The following is a 17808-nucleotide window of genomic DNA, read 5'->3' on the forward strand; positions in this document are numbered from 1 at the left end:
CCGCTCCCCCCAAGCCATGCACTTAGAAAGTAAAATCTTCTCGCTGTACGGTATCGTCGGTACGCTCAAAGATCGAAGCGCAGGATTACAAGGACTACATTCTCGGCTTCATCTTCTATAAGTTCCTGTCCGACCAAGTAGAGCAGTTCATGCTCAATAACGACGCTGAACCGGAAGACCTGCCCGATGCGCTCGTTGAGACCGACACTGACACCGTGGCCCTGGTGCGTAACAACTTGGGCTACTTCCTCACTTACGAGAACCTGTACTCGACGTGGCGGGACATGGGTAACGACTTTTCCATCGCTCACGTGCGCGACGGCCTGGCTACCTTCAAGCGCAACATCGCCCCGGAGCACAAGCACGTCTTCGAGGGCATCCTTAACACCCTGGACACCAGCCTGTCGAAGCTGGGCACAACCGACGCTGCCCGTACCTCAGCCATCAAGAAGCTACTGGACCTTATCGATGACATCCCCACTGATGGCAAGCAGGGCTATGACGTGCTGGGATACATCTACGAGTACCTCATCGAGAAGTTCGCGGCTAACGCGGGCAAGAAGGCAGGCGAGTTCTACACCCCGCATGAGGTCTCGCTCATCATGAGCAACATCGTCGCTGACCACCTCAAGGACCGCGACGAGATTCAGATTTACGACCCGACCTCCGGCTCTGGCTCCCTGCTGCTTAACATCGGCCATGCCGTCGCCAAGCGCATGGGGGACCCAGACCGTATTAAGTACTTCGCCCAGGAGCTGCGCGAGAACACCTACAACCTCACCCGCATGAACCTGGTCATGCGCGGCGTGAAGGCGGACAACATCGTCGCCCGCAACGGTGACAGCTTGGCCCATGACTGGCCGATGTTCGACGAGTTCGACCCGGTACAGACCTACCAGCCGCTCTATGTGGACGCCGTAGTCTCCGACCCGCCCTACTCCCAGAAGTGGGAACCCGAAGGCAACGAGGCTGACCCGCGATTCGCACGGTTTGGTCTAGCTCCGAAGACCAAGGCCGACTACGCCTTCTTGCTGCATGAGCTGTTCCACGTCAAACCCGACGGTATCCTCACCATCGTCCTGCCGCACGGCGTGCTGTTCCGTGGCAGCTCGGAGGCCGACATCCGCCGCAATCTCATCGAGGCCAACCACATCGATGCCATTATCGGCCTGCCTTCCAACATCTTCTACGGCACCGGTATCGCGACCATCATCATGGTGCTCAAGCAAGAACGTGACCGCGATGACGTGCTGTTCATCGACGCCTCGCAGGGCTTCATCAAGCAGGGTAAGTACAACCACCTGCGTGCCCGCGACATCCAGCGCATCGTCGATGCCGTCCGCAACCGCGTTGACGTGCCACACTTCGCTAAGGTCGTGACCCGCGACGAGATTCGTGCCAACGACCACAACCTCAACATCCCGCGCTACGTGTCCGCCACCCTGCCGCCAGAGTCTGTAGACCTGTACGCCACCATGCACGGCGGCATCCCCACCAGTGAGATTGCCGCCTTGGAGCACTACTGGACCGCCCTACCGGGACTGCGTGAGGCGCTGTTCACCGAGAAGGTAGAAGGCTACGCGGAGCTGAAGACCGCCAACCTGCGCGAGACCATCGACAAGCACCCTGCAGCCCAGGCACTGCGTAACCAGGTTGACGCTGCACTATCCGACCTCCCGGAGAAGCTGCACGCGCTGCTGGTGGACGGCGCGGCCACCGTGCCCATTACCACCACCGAGGACCAGCTTAAGGCAGACCTGTTCGACCGACTCGACCCTGTACCGTTGGTTGATGCCTACGAGGGCTACCAGGTACTGCATGACAGCTGGGTCAAAACCGCCGGTGACCTAGAAGTCATCCAGACCGAAGGCTTCGATGCCCTGCGGGTCAACCACCCCGTGATGGAGTGGAAGACCAAGGAAAAGAAAAAGGTCTATGTCCAAATCGGATGGGACGGGCGCGTTGCTCCCAACGAGTTGGTGCAGACCTTCTACCTGGCGCAACAGAAGGACCAGGTAACGCAGCTAAGTCGCGACGTGGACACAGCTGTATCTGAGCTAACACAGCTTGTCGAGGGCTTAAGCGAAGTCGACAAGACCGACCTGACCGAGATACTTAACGACAAGCAGGACGCCTTCAAGAAGACCGAGCTGAACAAGGCCATCAAGGACCTGCCGAAGCTGGCCAAGGGCGAGACCTGGCCGGAGGACAGCACTGAGGCTGCCATGCTCAGCGCCAAGGCACTTATCGCCCAGCGGGACAAGCTCAAGAAGAACCTCAAGGCTGCGCAAGAGCAGTTGGAGAAAGACACCTACGCGACCATTGAAGCGCTTACCGAAGCGCAGGTCGATGAGGTGCTCACCGCCAAGTGGATTACTTCACTTATGGATGACCTGCGCGAAATCCCTGGTCACGTGCTTGCAGGCCTGGCCGGCCGCGTCCAGGCGCTGCACGACAAGTACGCCGTCGCGCTGACCGACCTCGACGTGAAGATTCGCGAGACGGAGCAAGAACTCGCTGGCCTACTGAGCGGGCTTACCGGCAACGCCGCCGACATGCAGGCCGTGGCTGCACTCCAGGAGCTGCTGGGCGGTGGTCGCGATGCATAGTCACAACGTGCCCGCACTGCGCCTGGAGGGCTTCGATGGTGAGTGGGAATTGAAAGCCATTGGAGACCTCAGCGAAAGGACTTACGGTGGCGGTACGCCATCTAGCGATGAACCGGGCTACTGGTCCGGGGACATCCCTTGGATTCAATCCTCTGATGTTGCGGAGCAGGGGGTCGCCCCGGTCGCCCCTCGTAAGCACATCACCGAGGAAGCTATTTCACGCTCTGCTGCTATGCAGATTCCTGCCGACTCTGTTGCAGTCGTCACTCGTGTTGGCGTTGGCAAGGTCTCTTTTATGCCGTTCCCTTACGCCACCAGCCAGGACTTTGTATCGCTATCAGACCTTTCCGGTGACCCTGAATACATCGCTCTTACTGTTAAGCGGCGTATGGAGGGACTCGCTGACCAGCTGCAGGGTAGCACCATCAAAGGTATCACGAAGACTGAGCTGTTCAATCAGGCTGTTTATTTCCCGCCCGCTCTCGAAGAACAGTAGGCCATCGGCGCTATCTTCACCAACCTCGACGATGCCATCAACCAGCACACCAAGAAGCACCAGGCCCTGCAGCAGGCCAAAACTGCTCTCATGCAACGGATGTTCCCGCAGGAGGAGGGGCAGACGGTGCCGGAGTTGCGGCTGGAGGGCTTCGACGGTGAGTGGAAGACGACAACACTGGGTGAACTCGGCTCGTTCAAGTCAGGCGTCGGATTCCCGGAACGTGAACAAGGCGGGGAAGCAGGCCTACCTTTCTACAAGGTATCGGACCTCTCCGCACCAGGGAATGAGCTGCAACTGCGCTCCGCCAACCACTATGTGACGGAGGAACAGATTGTTCGTAATCACTGGGTGCCTGTAACAGCTGTACCTGCGATTCTGTTCGCCAAGGTTGGTGCTGCTGTCTTCCTAGGGCGCAAAAGACTCGCTACCGATACATTCCTCCTCGACAACAATCTCATGGCGTTTTCCTTGGACACCAAATCTTGGGATGTTCAGTTTGCCGATACCTACCTCAAGACGGTGGACCTGACCCGATTCACTCAGAGCGGTGCTTTGCCGTCACTGAACGCCCGTCACTTGGCAGAGGCGGCGGCTACCATTCCACCCACCCTTGAAGAACAACAGGCCATCGGTGCAGTGTTCACACGGCTGGACACGCTCATTGCTACCGAGGCCAAGTACATCGAGTCCCTTAAGCAGGCCAAGGCGGCGCTGCTGCAACGGATGTTCATCTAAGGAGCAGCTATGACCACACCATTTCGTTCTGAGGCTGAGTTCGAGGCGGTACTCATCGACCTGCTAACCCGCCACGGCTGGAGCAAGGAGTTGCTGCGCTTCCCGACAGAGCAGCAGCTCATCGACAACTGGGCGAACATTCTTTACGCCAACAACCGGGGCCGTAACCTGCTTGGCGACGTGCCGCTCACCGAGGGCGAGATGGCGCAAATCATCGAGCAGGTCAACAACCTGCGTACGCCGCTGGCGCTCAACGAGTTCATCAACGGTAGCACCGTGACCATTACCCGAGATGCACCGCAGGCCGCCAACTTCGGCTCTGAGGTTAGCCTGAAAATCTACGATCGCCTAGAGATTGCCGGTGGCCAGTCGCGCTACCAGATTGCCGTCCAGCCGCGCTTCCAGACCGCCAATGAGCTGCTGCCCACCCGACGTGGCGACTTGATGCTGCTCATTAACGGTATGCCGGTCTTCCACATCGAGCTGAAGCGCTCCGGCGTGCCGGTCTCCCAAGGTGCGAACCAGATAGCCAAGTACGCCCACGAGGGCGTCTACCAGGGAATCTTCTCACTGGTGCAAATCTTCGTCGCCATGACCCCAGAAGAGACGATCTACTTCGCCAACCCGGGCGCAGGCAAGTTCAACCCGGACTACTTCTTCCACTGGGCAGACTTCAACAACGAGCCGCGAATCCGGGCTATCTGGAGCGCTGGGTCGTGCGCGCGGATGAAGTTAACCCGGACGGCGACGTCGCGCTGTCGCAGCAGGCGGTCGACGAGTTCGTGATGGCGCCGTGCGTCCGCTGCGGTTCGGAGCTGCTCAAGCCGGACGTCGTCTACTTCGGCGAGCCGGTTCCGGTGGAGCGGCGGGACGCCGCGCGTGCGCTGCTTGCGGACTCGCGCTCGCTGCTTGTCGCCGGTTCGTCGCTCGCCGTGATGAGTGGCTATCGCTTCATGCTCGACGCGCTCAAGCAGGGCAAAGAGGTCTCTGTGGTGAACGGCGGCCCCGGACGCGGCGACCCGAAGGCGACGACGCTGTGGCGCACGCAGGTAGCGCCGGCTTTTGATGAGCTACTGGATCTGCTTGATGTGTAAGGCTGGGGTACGGCAGGCCTAAAGCTTCTCGAAGTACATGACTGCGGTGTCGGTGTTTTTCTCTGGTGCCGGGGGATCGGTCTGCTTGCCTCGCCACAGGGGGCTGATGCCTGGCATGAACCAGGCGAGCAGGGCAACGAGAACCGCGATGACGATGGCGGCGGGAGTTGCATATTCGAGCGGCACGAACCAGTATCCGGCCGCGCACAAGGCGATGATGATGCAGACCCACAAGGGGACTAGGACGCCGAGGTTGAGCCGCCGCGTGGCGCGGTATTCGGCCCAGTCTTCGCCGGGGAAGCGAGTGCGCGCTTCGGAGCGAATCCGACGCGCGGTCTTGTGCTGTTGCAGCACCGAGGCGATGAGGGTGAAGGCCACGCCGGCGCCTGCAACGAGCATGTCTGCGGTGACGGCTCCATAAGCTGCAATCGCGAGCGCGAGAGACAGCGCAAGGCGCTCGGAGACGCTGAGAGGTAGCCCACGCGTGGGGTCTACGTCGGGATACAGATTTTTGAAGGCGCTGGTAGACGACGATGTCATGACCGAATGAGGGTGTCCTTTGTTGGGGGTTGCTTACCTAATCTAGGTTAGTATAGCCTATACAAAACTGCTTAGGTATGTGTAGCCTAACTTCTGATTCTTTTTGTTCATCGCATCAATACTTCATGAGGACTCTCTCCGTGATTCTCCGTCGAATATTGGGCACTCTTGCTGCCAGTACTCTCATCGCACTCCCTTCGGTCGCGCTCAACGCTCCTGTCGCCTCGGCTGCCGGCACTTGCTCCTGGAATTGGGGCATTAAGCAGTCCTACCGAAGCTATATCCAAGGCCAAGTCGCCAAGGGCCAGTGGGAAACGGACGGCATTGGTTTTACCGGTTCCGAAACCGGCGCAGACGGTGCTTTTACCTTCACTCCGGGCAAGGCTTCCGTAAACGGCGATACCGTCACCGTCCCCTTCGGCGGCGTCATCCACTTCACTGGACACAACTACGGCGGCGACGATCTGTTGGATATGACGCTGACAGACTGGCAGATTCAGGCCTCCGGCAACCGGGCGGCGATCGTGGTGGATTACGTCTCTTATGAATCTGACATGGTGGATAAGTCCGCACGCGGCCCGCAGATTACCGGCGATAACGTGGTCATCGCGGGGATCGATCTAGATCAACCCGTCGACGCGTCCGCGCACACGCTCGACCTTTCCGGCGACGTCACGCTCACCGACGAAGGACACAAACTCTTCATTGCCTATGAGTCGGGACAGTCGATGGACCCCTCGTCAGGGACCGTGGCCACGGATGGCAGCTGCGGCGGGTCCTCTGGCGGTTCAGGCAGCGGTTCGAAGTCCTTGGGGACAATCTCGGGCACGTTTACTGGTCGCAATGCAGAAGCCATGGCGATTCTGAAGGAAACGAACGACACCATGAATGGCCTGACCACCTTCATGGGCAACACGGAGTCCTTCCTAGACCAGCTAGAATCCTTCCGTTCTCGCACGGAAGCCGCCACGGGCACGACCACCAGCACTACCACTAGCACCACGAGTGGTTCAGGCGCGTCGGGAGCCAACACTTCGGGCACCGCGAGCCCTTCGGGTGCTTCGGGTAGTACTTCGAGCACTTCGGGTAGTACTTCGGGCAGTACTTCGGGTACTTCCGGCACTACTGGTGCTACTGGAACCACAAGAACCGCGCGGCCACAGGACCCCGGGTCCGCGGCTAGTGATGGGCAGTCAGAAACCTGCGTAGCCACGGGCGTGCAGGCTGCGACCGCCGAGTGGGGTGTCAAGAAGTCCTTCCAGTCGTATATCACCGGCTCCATCGCCAAGGGCGCCTGGACGCTCGACGGCGTAGGGTACGACAACTCGCGTTTCCAGTTCACGGGCACCGGCGGAGATGTGGATACTGCGGCGCAGTCAGGTTCCATCCGCTACGGCGGCGCTATGCATTTTACCGGCCACAACGGAGTCCTCGATCTCAATATCGCGAACCTGGAAGTCCGGTTCAACGGGACGAGCGGTCAACTCATCGCCGACGTGCGTTCCTCCAACATGGAGGGCGAGCGCAAGGACTTTGGACGCACGGTGCTCGGAGACGTGTCGTTTAGCCTGCTCGACGTGAGTGACTCCGCCGTCGACGGCGAAGCCACCGTCACGCTGACCGCAGCGGGCAATGATGCGTTCGCGAATTTCTATGAGCCGGGCACGACCCTTGATCCGCTTTCGTTGCATGCACAACTTGGCGGATCCGGGGACTGCGCCGGGGCGAGCGGAACTACGGCACACACTGGTGCGGCGACGACCTCCGGCGGTCAGAGCGCTGCGGCGGCAAAGCGGGCGGCATCGGAAAGCTCTGCGGGAGACGGCCCGCAGGCCGCGGCCGGCACGAGCACGTCTGGTTATGAAGACGGCAGCGGCAACTTCCAGATCAAGAAGGCCGCGGCCGCGGGCTCCTCGCCGGAGGCGAGCACGTGGCTCCTGCTGCTTATCGCAGGCCTCGCCATCGCCGGCGGTTCCATGGGCTCCGTCGTCCTGCGCAACCCGGCGTAGCGCACCCCTTGTTACCCAAGACTTGAGAAAGGATACGTTTCGCATGAAACGACTTTTGGTGGCGTTGGCGTGTGTCTTCGCCCTCACAGGGTGCGGCGTCCAAGGCGCCTATGAATCCCAAGACGCGCAGCTGCGCGACGCCCTCCCAGACGCGCAGTCGGCCAAAGACCCGCGCTCGTTTACGGGTGTGTCGAATGTGACGGACTTCGAGGATGTCGTCGCGGTGGCGGAGTCGCCTACTCCCGCGCTGCCGGTAGAGCTCACGGATGCTGACGGCTACGACGTCTCCGTTACGGATGTGTCCCGAATCGTGGCATTGGATCTCTACGGTACGTATACGAAAACCCTCGAGGGCCTAGGGCTTACGGACAATATCGTGGGTCGCACGGTGTCGTCGACGGAAAACGCTATCGCCGATCGCCCCGTCGTGACCCAGGGCGGACACAACATCAACGTGGAAGCCGTGCTCGAACTCCGGCCCACGCTGGTCATCGTCGATCATTCGATCGGCCCACGCGACGCCATCGACCAGATTCGCGCCGCAGGGGTGACCACCGTGGTCATGGAGCCGAAACGCACCATTGACTCGGTGGCCGAGGACATCACAAACCTGGCCGCGGTCGTGGGTCTGCCAGACGAAGGCGAAACGCTGGCCAACCGCTCCGTCGAAGAAATCGAAAAAGATAAGGCGGCCATCGCAGACATCGTGCCGGAGGAGCCAATGCGCATGGCGTTCCTCTACGCGCGCGGCAACGGCGGCATCTTCTTCATCATGGGAGAAGGCACGGGTGCCAAGGACCTCATTGAGGGTGTGGGCGGCGTAGACCTCGGCACCGAATACCACCTCTCTTACGCCGAACCTGCCAACGCCGAATCTTTGGCAAAGATTAACCCTGAGGTCATCATCATGATGACGGGCGGCCTGGAGTCGACCGGCGGCGTCGAAGGCCTCCTCGAGCGCCCCGGCATTGCACAAACCACCGCGGGCCAAAAGCAGCGGATCGTGACCATCCCAGACGGGCAATCGCTCGCCTTCGGGCCCTTGACCGGACAGACCCTTCTCAAACTTGCGCAGGCAATCTATGACCCAGACAATGCTTAAACCGGCGGCCCCCACGGAGGTTTTCGCTCGGCGCTCCCGCCTGCGGGTTGGTGTATTCGTATCGCTTGGGGTGCTGCTTGGTGTCGCCTTCATCCTGTCGCTTGCGCTGGGGCAGTACTACGTCGCGCTGGGTGACTTGGTGCAGATTATGGCCGCGGGCCCTGGCGGTGGCTTGACGGCCAACGTCGTGTGGCAGATCCGCCTGCCGCGCATTCTGCTCGGTTTCTTGGTCGGCGCGTGCTTGGGAGTGGCGGGCACGCTCATGCAGGCCGTGTTCGCCAACCCGCTGGCTGAGCCCTCCATCGTGGGCGTGACCTCCGGTGCCGGTGTAGGCGCGGCCGTGGTAATCGTCTTTAATATCTCCGTCCTGGGTACCTTCACGGTGCCGCTCGCGGCGTTTGCTACGGCGCTGCTGGTTACCGCGCTGATCTACCAGTTGGCGCGCTCACGAGGGCGTGTGGCGGTGGTCAATCTGATCCTGACCGGCATTGCTATCAACGCGGTGTGCAACGCCATCATCTCCTTCATGATGTACCTGGCGCCTACCGCGAACCGCGAGCAAATCATCTTTTGGCAAATGGGTTCGCTCAACGGTTCCCAGTGGAAACACGTGTGGGTGGGCCTCCCCATCGCCCTCCTCGGGATGGCCATTGCGCTGCGTCTTGGCCGCCAGCTAGATGTGCTCGCGCTGGGCGAGCGCGCCGCGGAACACACTGGCGTCGACGTCAAGCGACTGCGCATTATCGCCATCGCTGCCTCGGCGATCCTTACCGCCGGCGCAGTTGCTTTCGCCGGACTTATTGGGTTCGTCGGCCTTATCGTGCCGCACCTGCTGCGTACGATCATCGGCCCAGAAAACAGGGTCTTGCTGCCGGCCTCTGCGGTGGCGGGCGCCGTACTCATTGGCTTTGCCGACGTCGCTGCGCGCACGCTCATTCCTTTCGCCGACCTTCCCATCGGTATCTTTACCGCGCTCGTGGGTGGCCCCACCTTCTTCGTGCTGTTGCGCCGGATGATGAAGAAGGGAATGCATTGATGATTAACGTTGCGAATCTTTCCGTTTCGATCGGCGAGCGGAACCTGCTTTCCGATGTCTCCTTTGTCGCCCGCCCAGGGGAGGTCACCGGCCTCATCGGCCCGAATGGTGCGGGCAAGTCCACGCTGCTGGCGGCCATCGCCGGCGATATTGATTACACCGGTTCCGTTTCCCTCGTGGGGCAGGAACCGGCGGTGTCCTCCCCAGGGGCGTTGGCCCGTGCGCGTGCGGTGATGCTGCAGGACGTTACTGTGTCCTTCCAGTTTCTCGTGCGTGATGTAGTGGCCATGGGCCGGCGCCCTTGGGAGGGCACCGCCAGGCAGGCCGAGGACGACGCGATCATCGACGCAGCGCTTGCGGCGGTGGATGCGACGCACTTGGCCGGCCGCGATATTGCCACGCTCTCTGGCGGGGAGCGTGCGCGTGTGGCGTTGGCCCGTGTACTGGCGCAGCAGACCCCGGTGATTCTTCTCGATGAGCCGACTGCGGCGCTGGACATCCGCCACCAAGAACAAGTCTTGGGATTGGTGCGCTCGATCGCGGCGCAGGCTGGAGTGGCGGTGCTGGTGGTACTCCACGATTTGGGCGCCGCTGCGGCCTATTGCGATCACATCGTGTGCCTAGCAGACGGGGCAGTTGCCGCCGCCGGCCCGGTGCGCGAGGTCTACACCGACGAGATTTTGTCGCAGGTCTATCGCTGGCCCATCCAGGTGAGCAAGGCAGACGGCCACATCTCAGTCCATCCCGCGCGATGTCAGGTCGCCGATCCCGAGCAGTCTTTTGTCGATCTACTTAAGGAGTCTTAACTCATGCGTATTGTCTCTTCTTCTCTCGCGCTGGCGCTGACCGCCTCGGCGCTGACCGTTCCGGCAGCCTTTGCTGCCGATGCCCCCACCTGCGCCCCTGGCCAGACCCTGGAGACCCGCATTGTCTCCGGAACTGTGAATTGGGGCATCAAGGAATCTTTCCGCAACTACATCACCGGCCCCATCGCGAGGGGTGGGTGGACCACGTCCGGCGCGGTAACGCAGGACGAGGGTAACAAAGGCGGAGCAGACTTTCAGTTCCACTTCGAGGTGGATCCTTCTGCGTCCTCGGTGAGCCTGGGCGAAGACGGCACCGTCACGAAAGCCGATATTCGAACCAAGGATTCGACGCTGGAGTTTGAGGGCCACCACGGTGCGCTGTACACCAAGATGCTCTCGCCTTATGTCCTCACGGAGGCAGGGCAGGCAAAGGCGGGCACGTCCTACGAGGGCTACTACGTGCCGGGCAAGGGCATGACGGAATACACCCCGGAGGACCGCACGGAAGAAAACAAGAAGTCGGGCACGGATACCTTCGCTGAGGGCAATGCCGCATGGTCGAAGGACGGCGATATGCTCACGCTGAATGCGACCGACGTGACGTACAAGCCGAAGGCGGGTACCTACTACGATCGCGAGTCGAAGATCCAGCACATCGAGGGTATCGACGTGATCTTCATGGGCATGTACAACGAGAGCTACAAGCCGGAACTTGATGATGCACAGGTGACCTTGAAGACCGCGTCCGAGTGTGTGGGTCCTGCCGATGAGGGCACCGAGACCACCCCAGGGGAGCAGGACGAGCCGGGCCGCGACGAGCAGGGCAAGGACCAGGCAGGAGACCAAGGAAAGACTCCTGAGAAGGACCCAGAGAAGAAGCCGGAAAAGGGGCGGGATCAGAACCAAGGCGGCACGGATAACAAGGGCGAAGAAGGCTCTTCTTTTTCCAACGTGTGGAATATCGTGTTGGCGCTGACCGCTCTGGGCGGCATGTTTGCGGTCATCGGCGGCGCCATCGTGCAGTCCGGCGTTCTTAATCCCCTGCTGGCGCGCCTGCGTTAGCGAACCTGCACGGGTCTATTCCGAGTCGGCGTGACCCGCGTTGGCAAGGGCGTGGCTTTGGGCGTCGTGAGGATTGTCCAGGGTGGGGGAGAGCTGTTTGAGCACCGTGCGCACGATGGCGCGCACGCGCTTGTCCATGGGCATATCCATGTGTGAGACGACGGCGCGTTTGTCGACGTCTTGCACATAGACATTGCGCACCGTTCCGTCGGGAGTGTCGCCGGGATCCAAGAAACAGGTTTCCGGCGGCACGACGATGGAGTCTTGCTTAGTGGCCACGCACGTGTAGCTCACACCGGGGGCCAGGTCACCGTTGCGGTTGAGCTCCTCCAGCGTCGCGCTGCCCACGATTTGTTCCATGCCGGCTGGGCCGAAGTAAGCGTCGATGATGGAGCGCATGACGTGTTCTTGGCGGCGGCTGGAAATCAACGAGCTGACGATTCCACCTTGGGTGGTGCCGTGGTTGGGCGCCGACAGGCAGATGATGTGGCGCACGCGGTCCACCGCATCGTGGTTATGCATCCAGTAGCGGGCGACGATACCGACTTGAGAGTGTCCGATGAGCACGACCTGTTCCGCGCCGGTGACGGCTTGGACCGCGTCGATATACGCGCCGACCTGATCGGCGGAGGCGGCGATGGGGCCGGTGGCGCGGGCGCCATAGTCCGGTGCGAACACGGTCCAGCCGTCCTCGCGCAGCTCGGAGCCGAGCAGCTGCCATACGCCTTTCGTATCCGTCGTCCCGTGGATGAGAATGATGGGCCATGGGTGGTCTTCATCCGGGCGCGCTGCCCAGTCGTCTTCGAAAACGCCGCGTGGCTTCAGGCGTGCGCCGAGCGGTAGCGATGCCAGGCGTGCCGCGGTCTCTGCCTCGTGGTCGTCGCCTGCGGACCCGCGTGGATGGCGAAAGTCGAGGTCGAAGAAGCTGCGGCGCTCGGCACGCAATAGCTCGGCGATTTCGTCGGCCACTTCCTCGCGCAAGGCGTTAGCGGGCGCAGGGGTGGTAATGCCGTGGCGCGGAGAGTCTGAAACTTGTTCCGCCGCCGGTGTCTCCGGCAGGCCTTCGGTGGCGTCGTAGCTGACGGAAGGGGGAGTCGGGTCTGAACGCCAGAACCGCCCGAGTCCCTCGGAGATGAGGGTTTCGAGTTCTTTGAGCGGTTCTTTGAACGAATCTGTTGCCATAACTCTCATCCTATTTCGTGCCGCGATACATTAATTTTTCGGAATTATTAGTGGTAACGGTGATATTTCGCGGGATCGCGGGAGAAAGTTCTCGTTCCCCCTTGACCATCCAACTAAAGGTTTATAAACTAAGCCTTGCCTAATCACGGGCGGTTGCTTACTAGGAAGGTCGCGCTCCACTTCCTTCTCACGGTAAGTGCCGAAAGATTAGTCATGGGGAGAAGGCCCGTCAGCGCGCAGCTGACGGGCCTTCGTTTATCTCTGGAAGTGGTAGTTGGGGGACGAGCCCAAATTCCTGCGCCTACCGGCGTGCTCGCGAGCTTTCGCTACGTCTTTTCTTCCCCCGCGCGCCTGCGCATGGAAGTCTTCGGCGGCCTCGCCGTCGCCCTCGCGCTTATCCCCGAGGTCTTAAGCTTTTCGATCCTGGCGGGGCTGGATCCACGCGTTGGACTCTTCGCGTCCGTCATCATGGCAATCTCCATCTCCTTTACTGGTGGTCGTCCTGCCATGATCTCCGCCGCGGCCGGCTCGGTCGCGTTGGTCATTGCTCCCTTGTCTGCCTCCCACGGTCTGCAGTACGTCCTCGCGGCGGTGCTGCTGGCGGGAGTCCTGCAGATCGTTCTCGCTTTCCTCGGGGTCGCCAAGCTCATGCGTTTTATCCCGCGCTCCGTTATGACTGGCTTCGTCAACGCGTTGGGCATCATGATGTTTACCGCGCAGCTGCCGCACCTCATGCACGTCCCGTGGATCGTCTATCCCCTCGTGGCGCTCGGTGTGGTCATCATGCTTCTGTGGCCGAGGCTCACGGAGGTCGTCCCCGCCCCGCTCATCACGATCCTCGTCATCACAGTGCTCGTCGTCGTCTTCCGCTGGGACATTCCGGACGTCGCGGACCAAGGCGAGCTACCCACGAGCCTGCCGGGCTTCGTTTTCCCTGACGTGCCGCTCACGCTCGACACGCTCACGCTCATCGGCCCGTACGCGGTAGGCGTGGCCCTCGTCGGCCTCATGGAGTCGCTGCTCACAGCCAAACTTGTCGACGACATTACGGACAGCCACTCGGATAAAACGCGCGAGTCCCTCGGTCAGGGTATTGGCAACGTCCTTGCGGCGAGCATCGGCGGCATGGGCGTGTGTGCGATGATTGGCCAGACGATGATTGGCGTCAAAGCTTCTGGTGCTCGCACGCGCCTGTCGAGCCTGCTCGCTGGCATCTTCCTCCTCATTCTCATCCTTGTGTTGGGCGATACCGTGGGTGCGATTCCCATGACTGCGCTTGTCGCCGTCATGATCCTCGTCGCCGCGGACACGGTGGATTGGCACTCGGTGCGCACCATCCACCGCATGCCGCTGTCGGAAACGCTGGTCATGCTCGTGACGGTTGTGGGGACATTGGTTACTCACAACCTGGCGGTCGGCGTCATCGCCGGCGTGCTCACGGCCATGATTGCGTTCGCGCGTCGCGTCGCGCACCTCACCCAGGTCGAGCTCGTTGCTTCCGATGCCACCCGCGCCGCGTACCGCGTCACCGGCCAGCTTTTCTTTGCTTCGTCCAACGACCTTGTCTATTCCTTTGACTACACGCTGGGAGTCTCTGAGGTCGATATCGACATGTCGGCTGCGCAGGTATGGGATGCCTCGACTGTGGCGACGCTGGATGCGGTGCGTGAGAAATACGCGCAGCGCGGCGTGACCGTGGATATTCGGGGTCTTGATCCGGTCAGTCAGCAGCGCCTCGACCGGCTCTCGGGCAATTTGGGGGACTAAAACCTGGGGGAGAGATGTGCGCTGAGCATGGGGGTGCGACGATTAGTCATACTTTCGGTCGAATATGCGTCACTGTGGGCATGAAGTATGGCATAGGTCTTGATATGTAAGGCTTGCCTTGTTTAGACTATCCACATTAAGGTTAGGCAAGCGTTACTTAATCAGGAGGAATTTGGCCATGACCGTTGCCATGACCACGACGCCGCTTTCGCAGATGCTGCGTGAGGAAACCGCGCGAGCGCACGCCAGCGCAGAGGGCTCAGATTTTATGACCCGCTTGATGGCGGGTGAGCTCAGCGCAGAGGCACTCGCCACCTTTACTGGGCAGTTGTGGTTTATCTATGAGGCGCTTGAGCGCGCGGTCCGCACGGTAGCGGATACTCGCATCGCCGGAGCGGTGGCCGACCCCCGGTTGGAACGCCGCGATGCGCTGGAACTCGACCTCGCGGAAATGTACGGCCCGCAGTGGCGCGACGAGGTGCGTATCCTTCCCGCCACCGCACGCTACGTCGCGCGCCTGGAATCGCTCGATACGCCGGGATCGGAGCCCCGGGTCGTTGCTCACCACTACGTGCGCTACCTTGGCGATATCTCGGGTGGGCAGGTTATTGCCGCGCGCCTGGGGGCTCTCTACGGTATCGACCCGGATGCGCTCAATTTCTATAACTTCGCGGCGATTGGCAAGATTCCGCCCTACCGCAGCGCGTACCGCAAGGCGCTCGACGAGCTCGCGCTTTCTGATGCCCAGCGTGCCGCTCTCATCGCCGAGGCACAGGCCGCCTTCGCGTGTAACTCGGCAGTCTTCGCCGAGCTAGCGAAGCTGTATCCGGGCGCAGCGTAGCGCCGGGTTCACTATTTCCTCTCTTCCCCCTTCTTGTTTTATCTGTATTTCTAAAGTGACCTGGAGGTCTGTCGCGTGAAGAAAATCTCTTCTGCTTCTCTCGCATCTGCTCTTATCGTCTCTGCAATGGCTGTTCCGGCTACTGCTGCAACGCAGGACCTGACGGCGGGTACATTCGCCTGGCCCATCAAGACCTCATTTATGGAGCATCTTGCTGGCCCAATGGCAGCTGGCCGTTGGACGACCACGGATGGGGCGACGTATAAGGACAATCAGCTGCTCTTTCCGGTCAACGTCGCTGAGACGACGTTAGATGCGGACGGCAACGGCACCATCGTCCTTGACGGTTCGGCGCATATCGTGGCCTACAAAGGCCTGGGCGCGGGCGGCTCGGCCGGCCTCGATCTCACCTACTCAGATCTCAAGCTGCAGGTGCAAGGCACGAAGGTCGAGCTCGTTGGAGACTACGTTTTGTCCGGGGATCCGGGCGATAAGGGCGCGCAGGTCGACAGGGATGGCGATGATGACGTGCTGGTCACGTTCACCCTCGATGCCCCCATCGCGGTTGGGACCGATGTGAGCGCGCAGGATCGCCAGGCCACCGCGGGTGCAGGCCTGGAGGGCTCGCTACTGCGCTATAAGGAAGGTCAGATACTTGAGGGCGGCGACGTTGATCTCGTGCTGGACTTCGCTGATGGCAAGGATGCCGGGGTAGTCGAGGGGCATAAGTCGACGGGACTTGCCCGGGCTTCCGCGCAGTTGGGAACGCTGAGCTCGGAGGAACCGTCGAGCGAGGGTATCGGCATCCTCGTGGGGGTGATTGCGGGCGTTGTGGCGCTCGTGGGTACCGCGGTGGCAGGGATGCCTTTGGTGCTTGATGCGCTCAAGCGGGCGGGCATCCGACTCTAGTTCGATTGCTTCCGTTTGTGTGGATTCGGGCGTTGATCAGGTTGCGGTAACTTAGGTTACCGTGACCAAAATTGTCTTTGGCCTGCATGTTTGGGAACCCTAACCTAGCTAGCGGCATTTTTGAATATCTGTATTATGGGAGACTATACCGCCGGAAACCCGTTGGATAGCCGTCGGAAAAGACAGAAATTTACCTATTGAACAGGTACCGAAAGGCAAGGATATTCAATGAACGAGAAGCTGCAGAGCCTGCTGAACGCACAGGTTATTAACGAGCACGGCGCCGCCCTCATCTACACCCAGCTGGCCTACGAGATGGATGATCTTTCCTTCCCGGGCATGCGTGACTGGTTCTACGCTCAGGCTGCGGAGGAGCGCGAGCACGCTCAGAAGTTTGCCAACCACCTCCTCGCACGCGGTTACCGCGTGGAGCTCACCGATGTCCCGGTTCCGTCTGTGAAGGCCGCGACCCCGCTCGACGCTTTCGAGGCTGCCTACGCACACGAGCAGAAGGTCTCCGAGCAGATCCGCGAGATCGCTCGTACCGCTGATGAGGTGAAGGACCTTGAGTCCCGCCAGATCGTGAACTGGTTCCTCGACGAGCAGATTGAGGAAGAGGACACCGTCACCGAGATTATTGACCAGATCAAGCTCGTGGGCAACGATGGCTCCGGCCTCCTGCGCATCGACGCCACTCTGGGCTCCCGCGCAAAGTAGTCACGCGTGGCCATCAAGGCCTAGCTAATACACAAAGGTCAAGGGACAGTGACCATGCGGTAACAAACCCATCAAGATTGTCCTAATATCTCCCACCAACCCCATGGTTGGTGGGAGACTGCGTTTTATATGTCTATGAAGCAGAAAACCTGGACCGTGGTCGTGCTCCTCGCGCTCGCCGTCGCCTTGGGCGTCGGCATGGCGTTGAGCAGTACGCACGTTGCGCTCGGCACTTTTCTGCTTGGTGCGGCACTCATGCTGGGGCCCTTCGCGGGGGCGGGTCTCTTTCTTTTTGCTGCGCTCATCGCGGTGAGCCTGCCGCAGAAGTCCATTGCGTCAGTCGGCGGCGCGCTCGTGCTTGCCGCCGTGGGCTTGGTGATCTTCACGCCGCTCGGCATCATTCCGGACGCCATTGTGCCGCTGTATGCAGGAGGCGCGGCGCTGGGTGCCGTGGCGGTGCTGCTCGTGCCCACGGGGCTGCCCGGACGCTTGTTCCGTTTCTAGAACTCTGTCGTTTTGGGACGAGTCTGCGCGGCTTTCCGTAGTCTGGATGTATGTCGACGTATCTTTTCGATTTCTACGGAGTCTTGCTCCGTCATCGCCCACCGGAGCCGAAGGAGGCGCTGCTACGTCTCGTCGGTGCCGAGGATCCGGCCGCTTTTTGGACGGCGTATAACGAATTGCGCCCGGCCTATGACGCGGGCGTGGTGAGCGACGAACGCTGGTGGCGCCAGATGCAGGTGCGCCTAGGCCTTCCGGACTTCGATATCTCTGAGGCCGTCGCTCAGGACTTCGAGCCGTGTACGGCGCCGGACCTCGACGTCGTGGGGTCGCCCAGGAGTTGCTTGGCGCGGGCAATGCGGTGGGCGTGCTGTCCAATATTCCGGTGGGACTCGGTCG

Annotated in this window: 15 protein-coding genes and 2 pseudogenes; 15 read left to right on the forward strand and 2 right to left on the reverse strand. The window is 61.0% G+C overall.

Annotation, left to right across the window (positions count from 1 at the left end):
- Positions 1–68: 68 nt before the first annotated feature.
- From R3O64_RS03595 to R3O64_RS03615, 5 genes and pseudogenes are all read left to right on the forward strand, one after another.
- A pseudogene (locus R3O64_RS03595) lies at positions 69–2609 on the forward strand (type I restriction-modification system subunit M); the annotation flags it as partial.
- Between the two features lie 7 nt (positions 2610–2616).
- Complete coding sequence (locus tag R3O64_RS03600) at positions 2617–3105, forward strand: restriction endonuclease subunit S (RefSeq protein ID WP_232748495.1); 489 nt, start codon at positions 2617–2619, stop codon at positions 3103–3105.
- Positions 3106–3195: 90 nt separating this feature from the next.
- Positions 3196–3843: a restriction endonuclease subunit S gene (locus R3O64_RS03605; RefSeq protein WP_227485839.1), complete on the forward strand. Its 648-nt coding sequence runs from the start codon at positions 3196–3198 to the stop codon at positions 3841–3843.
- Between the two features lie 9 nt (positions 3844–3852).
- Complete coding sequence (locus R3O64_RS03610) at positions 3853–4629, forward strand: type I restriction endonuclease (RefSeq protein WP_070524725.1); 777 nt, start codon at positions 3853–3855, stop codon at positions 4627–4629.
- Positions 4527–4937, forward strand: a pseudogene (locus R3O64_RS03615) (Sir2 family NAD-dependent protein deacetylase); the annotation flags it as partial. The gene R3O64_RS03610 and the pseudogene R3O64_RS03615, both read left to right, overlap by 103 nt.
- Positions 4938–4955: 18 nt before the next feature.
- On the opposite strand, the gene R3O64_RS03620 reads toward R3O64_RS03615, so the two are convergent.
- Entirely contained in the window at positions 4956–5477 is a 522-nt protein-coding gene (locus R3O64_RS03620) for a hypothetical protein (protein ID WP_070524723.1), read from the reverse strand.
- Between the two features lie 125 nt (positions 5478–5602).
- On the opposite strand from R3O64_RS03620, the gene R3O64_RS03625 reads away from it, so the two are divergent.
- Genes R3O64_RS03625 through R3O64_RS03645 form a run of 5 tightly spaced genes read left to right on the forward strand, consistent with a single transcriptional unit; the run spans position 5603 to position 11492 of the window.
- Positions 5603–7486: an HtaA domain-containing protein gene (locus tag R3O64_RS03625; RefSeq protein WP_070524721.1), complete on the forward strand. Its 1884-nt coding sequence runs from the start codon at positions 5603–5605 to the stop codon at positions 7484–7486.
- A gap of 43 nt (positions 7487–7529) precedes the next feature.
- Entirely contained in the window at positions 7530–8588 is a 1059-nt protein-coding gene (locus tag R3O64_RS03630; RefSeq protein WP_070532438.1) for a heme/hemin ABC transporter substrate-binding protein, read from the forward strand.
- Positions 8581–9624, forward strand: coding sequence for a FecCD family ABC transporter permease (locus R3O64_RS03635; protein ID WP_180963883.1), 1044 nt, complete (start codon positions 8581–8583; stop codon positions 9622–9624). Before R3O64_RS03630 ends, R3O64_RS03635 begins: the two co-directional genes overlap by 8 nt.
- Entirely contained in the window at positions 9624–10430 is an 807-nt protein-coding gene (locus R3O64_RS03640; protein WP_102234020.1) for a heme ABC transporter ATP-binding protein, read from the forward strand. The genes R3O64_RS03635 and R3O64_RS03640 overlap by 1 nt, the downstream gene beginning before the upstream one ends.
- 3 nt (positions 10431–10433) lie before the next feature.
- Entirely contained in the window at positions 10434–11492 is a 1059-nt protein-coding gene (locus R3O64_RS03645; protein WP_070524713.1) for an HtaA domain-containing protein, read from the forward strand.
- Between the two features lie 15 nt (positions 11493–11507).
- Here R3O64_RS03645 and R3O64_RS03650 read toward each other — a convergent pair whose 3' ends face one another.
- A complete protein-coding gene (locus R3O64_RS03650) occupies positions 11508–12683 on the reverse strand; it encodes an esterase/lipase family protein (protein ID WP_070524711.1) in 1176 nt (391 codons plus the stop codon).
- A gap of 348 nt (positions 12684–13031) precedes the next feature.
- On the opposite strand from R3O64_RS03650, the gene R3O64_RS03655 reads away from it, so the two are divergent.
- The 5 genes from R3O64_RS03655 to R3O64_RS03675 all read left to right on the forward strand — a co-directional run bounded on the left by R3O64_RS03655 (position 13032) and on the right by R3O64_RS03675 (position 17412).
- On the forward strand, positions 13032–14441 hold the full coding sequence (locus R3O64_RS03655) for a SulP family inorganic anion transporter (RefSeq protein WP_070524759.1): 1410 nt from the start codon (positions 13032–13034) through the stop codon (positions 14439–14441).
- 178 nt (positions 14442–14619) lie between these two features.
- Positions 14620–15282: a heme oxygenase (biliverdin-producing) gene (locus R3O64_RS03660; RefSeq protein ID WP_180963879.1), complete on the forward strand. Its 663-nt coding sequence runs from the start codon at positions 14620–14622 to the stop codon at positions 15280–15282.
- 126 nt (positions 15283–15408) lie between these two features.
- On the forward strand, positions 15409–16191 hold the full coding sequence (locus R3O64_RS03665) for an HtaA domain-containing protein (protein ID WP_083299245.1): 783 nt from the start codon (positions 15409–15411) through the stop codon (positions 16189–16191).
- A gap of 228 nt (positions 16192–16419) precedes the next feature.
- Positions 16420–16908: a ferritin gene (locus R3O64_RS03670; RefSeq protein ID WP_070524707.1), complete on the forward strand. Its 489-nt coding sequence runs from the start codon at positions 16420–16422 to the stop codon at positions 16906–16908.
- Between the two features lie 129 nt (positions 16909–17037).
- On the forward strand, positions 17038–17412 hold the full coding sequence (locus R3O64_RS03675) for a hypothetical protein (protein WP_070524705.1): 375 nt from the start codon (positions 17038–17040) through the stop codon (positions 17410–17412).
- Positions 17413–17808: the final 396 nt, after the last annotated feature.

It is taken from the genome of Corynebacterium hesseae (assembly GCF_037850265.1).
GTDB lineage: Bacteria > Actinomycetota > Actinomycetes > Mycobacteriales > Mycobacteriaceae > Corynebacterium > Corynebacterium hesseae.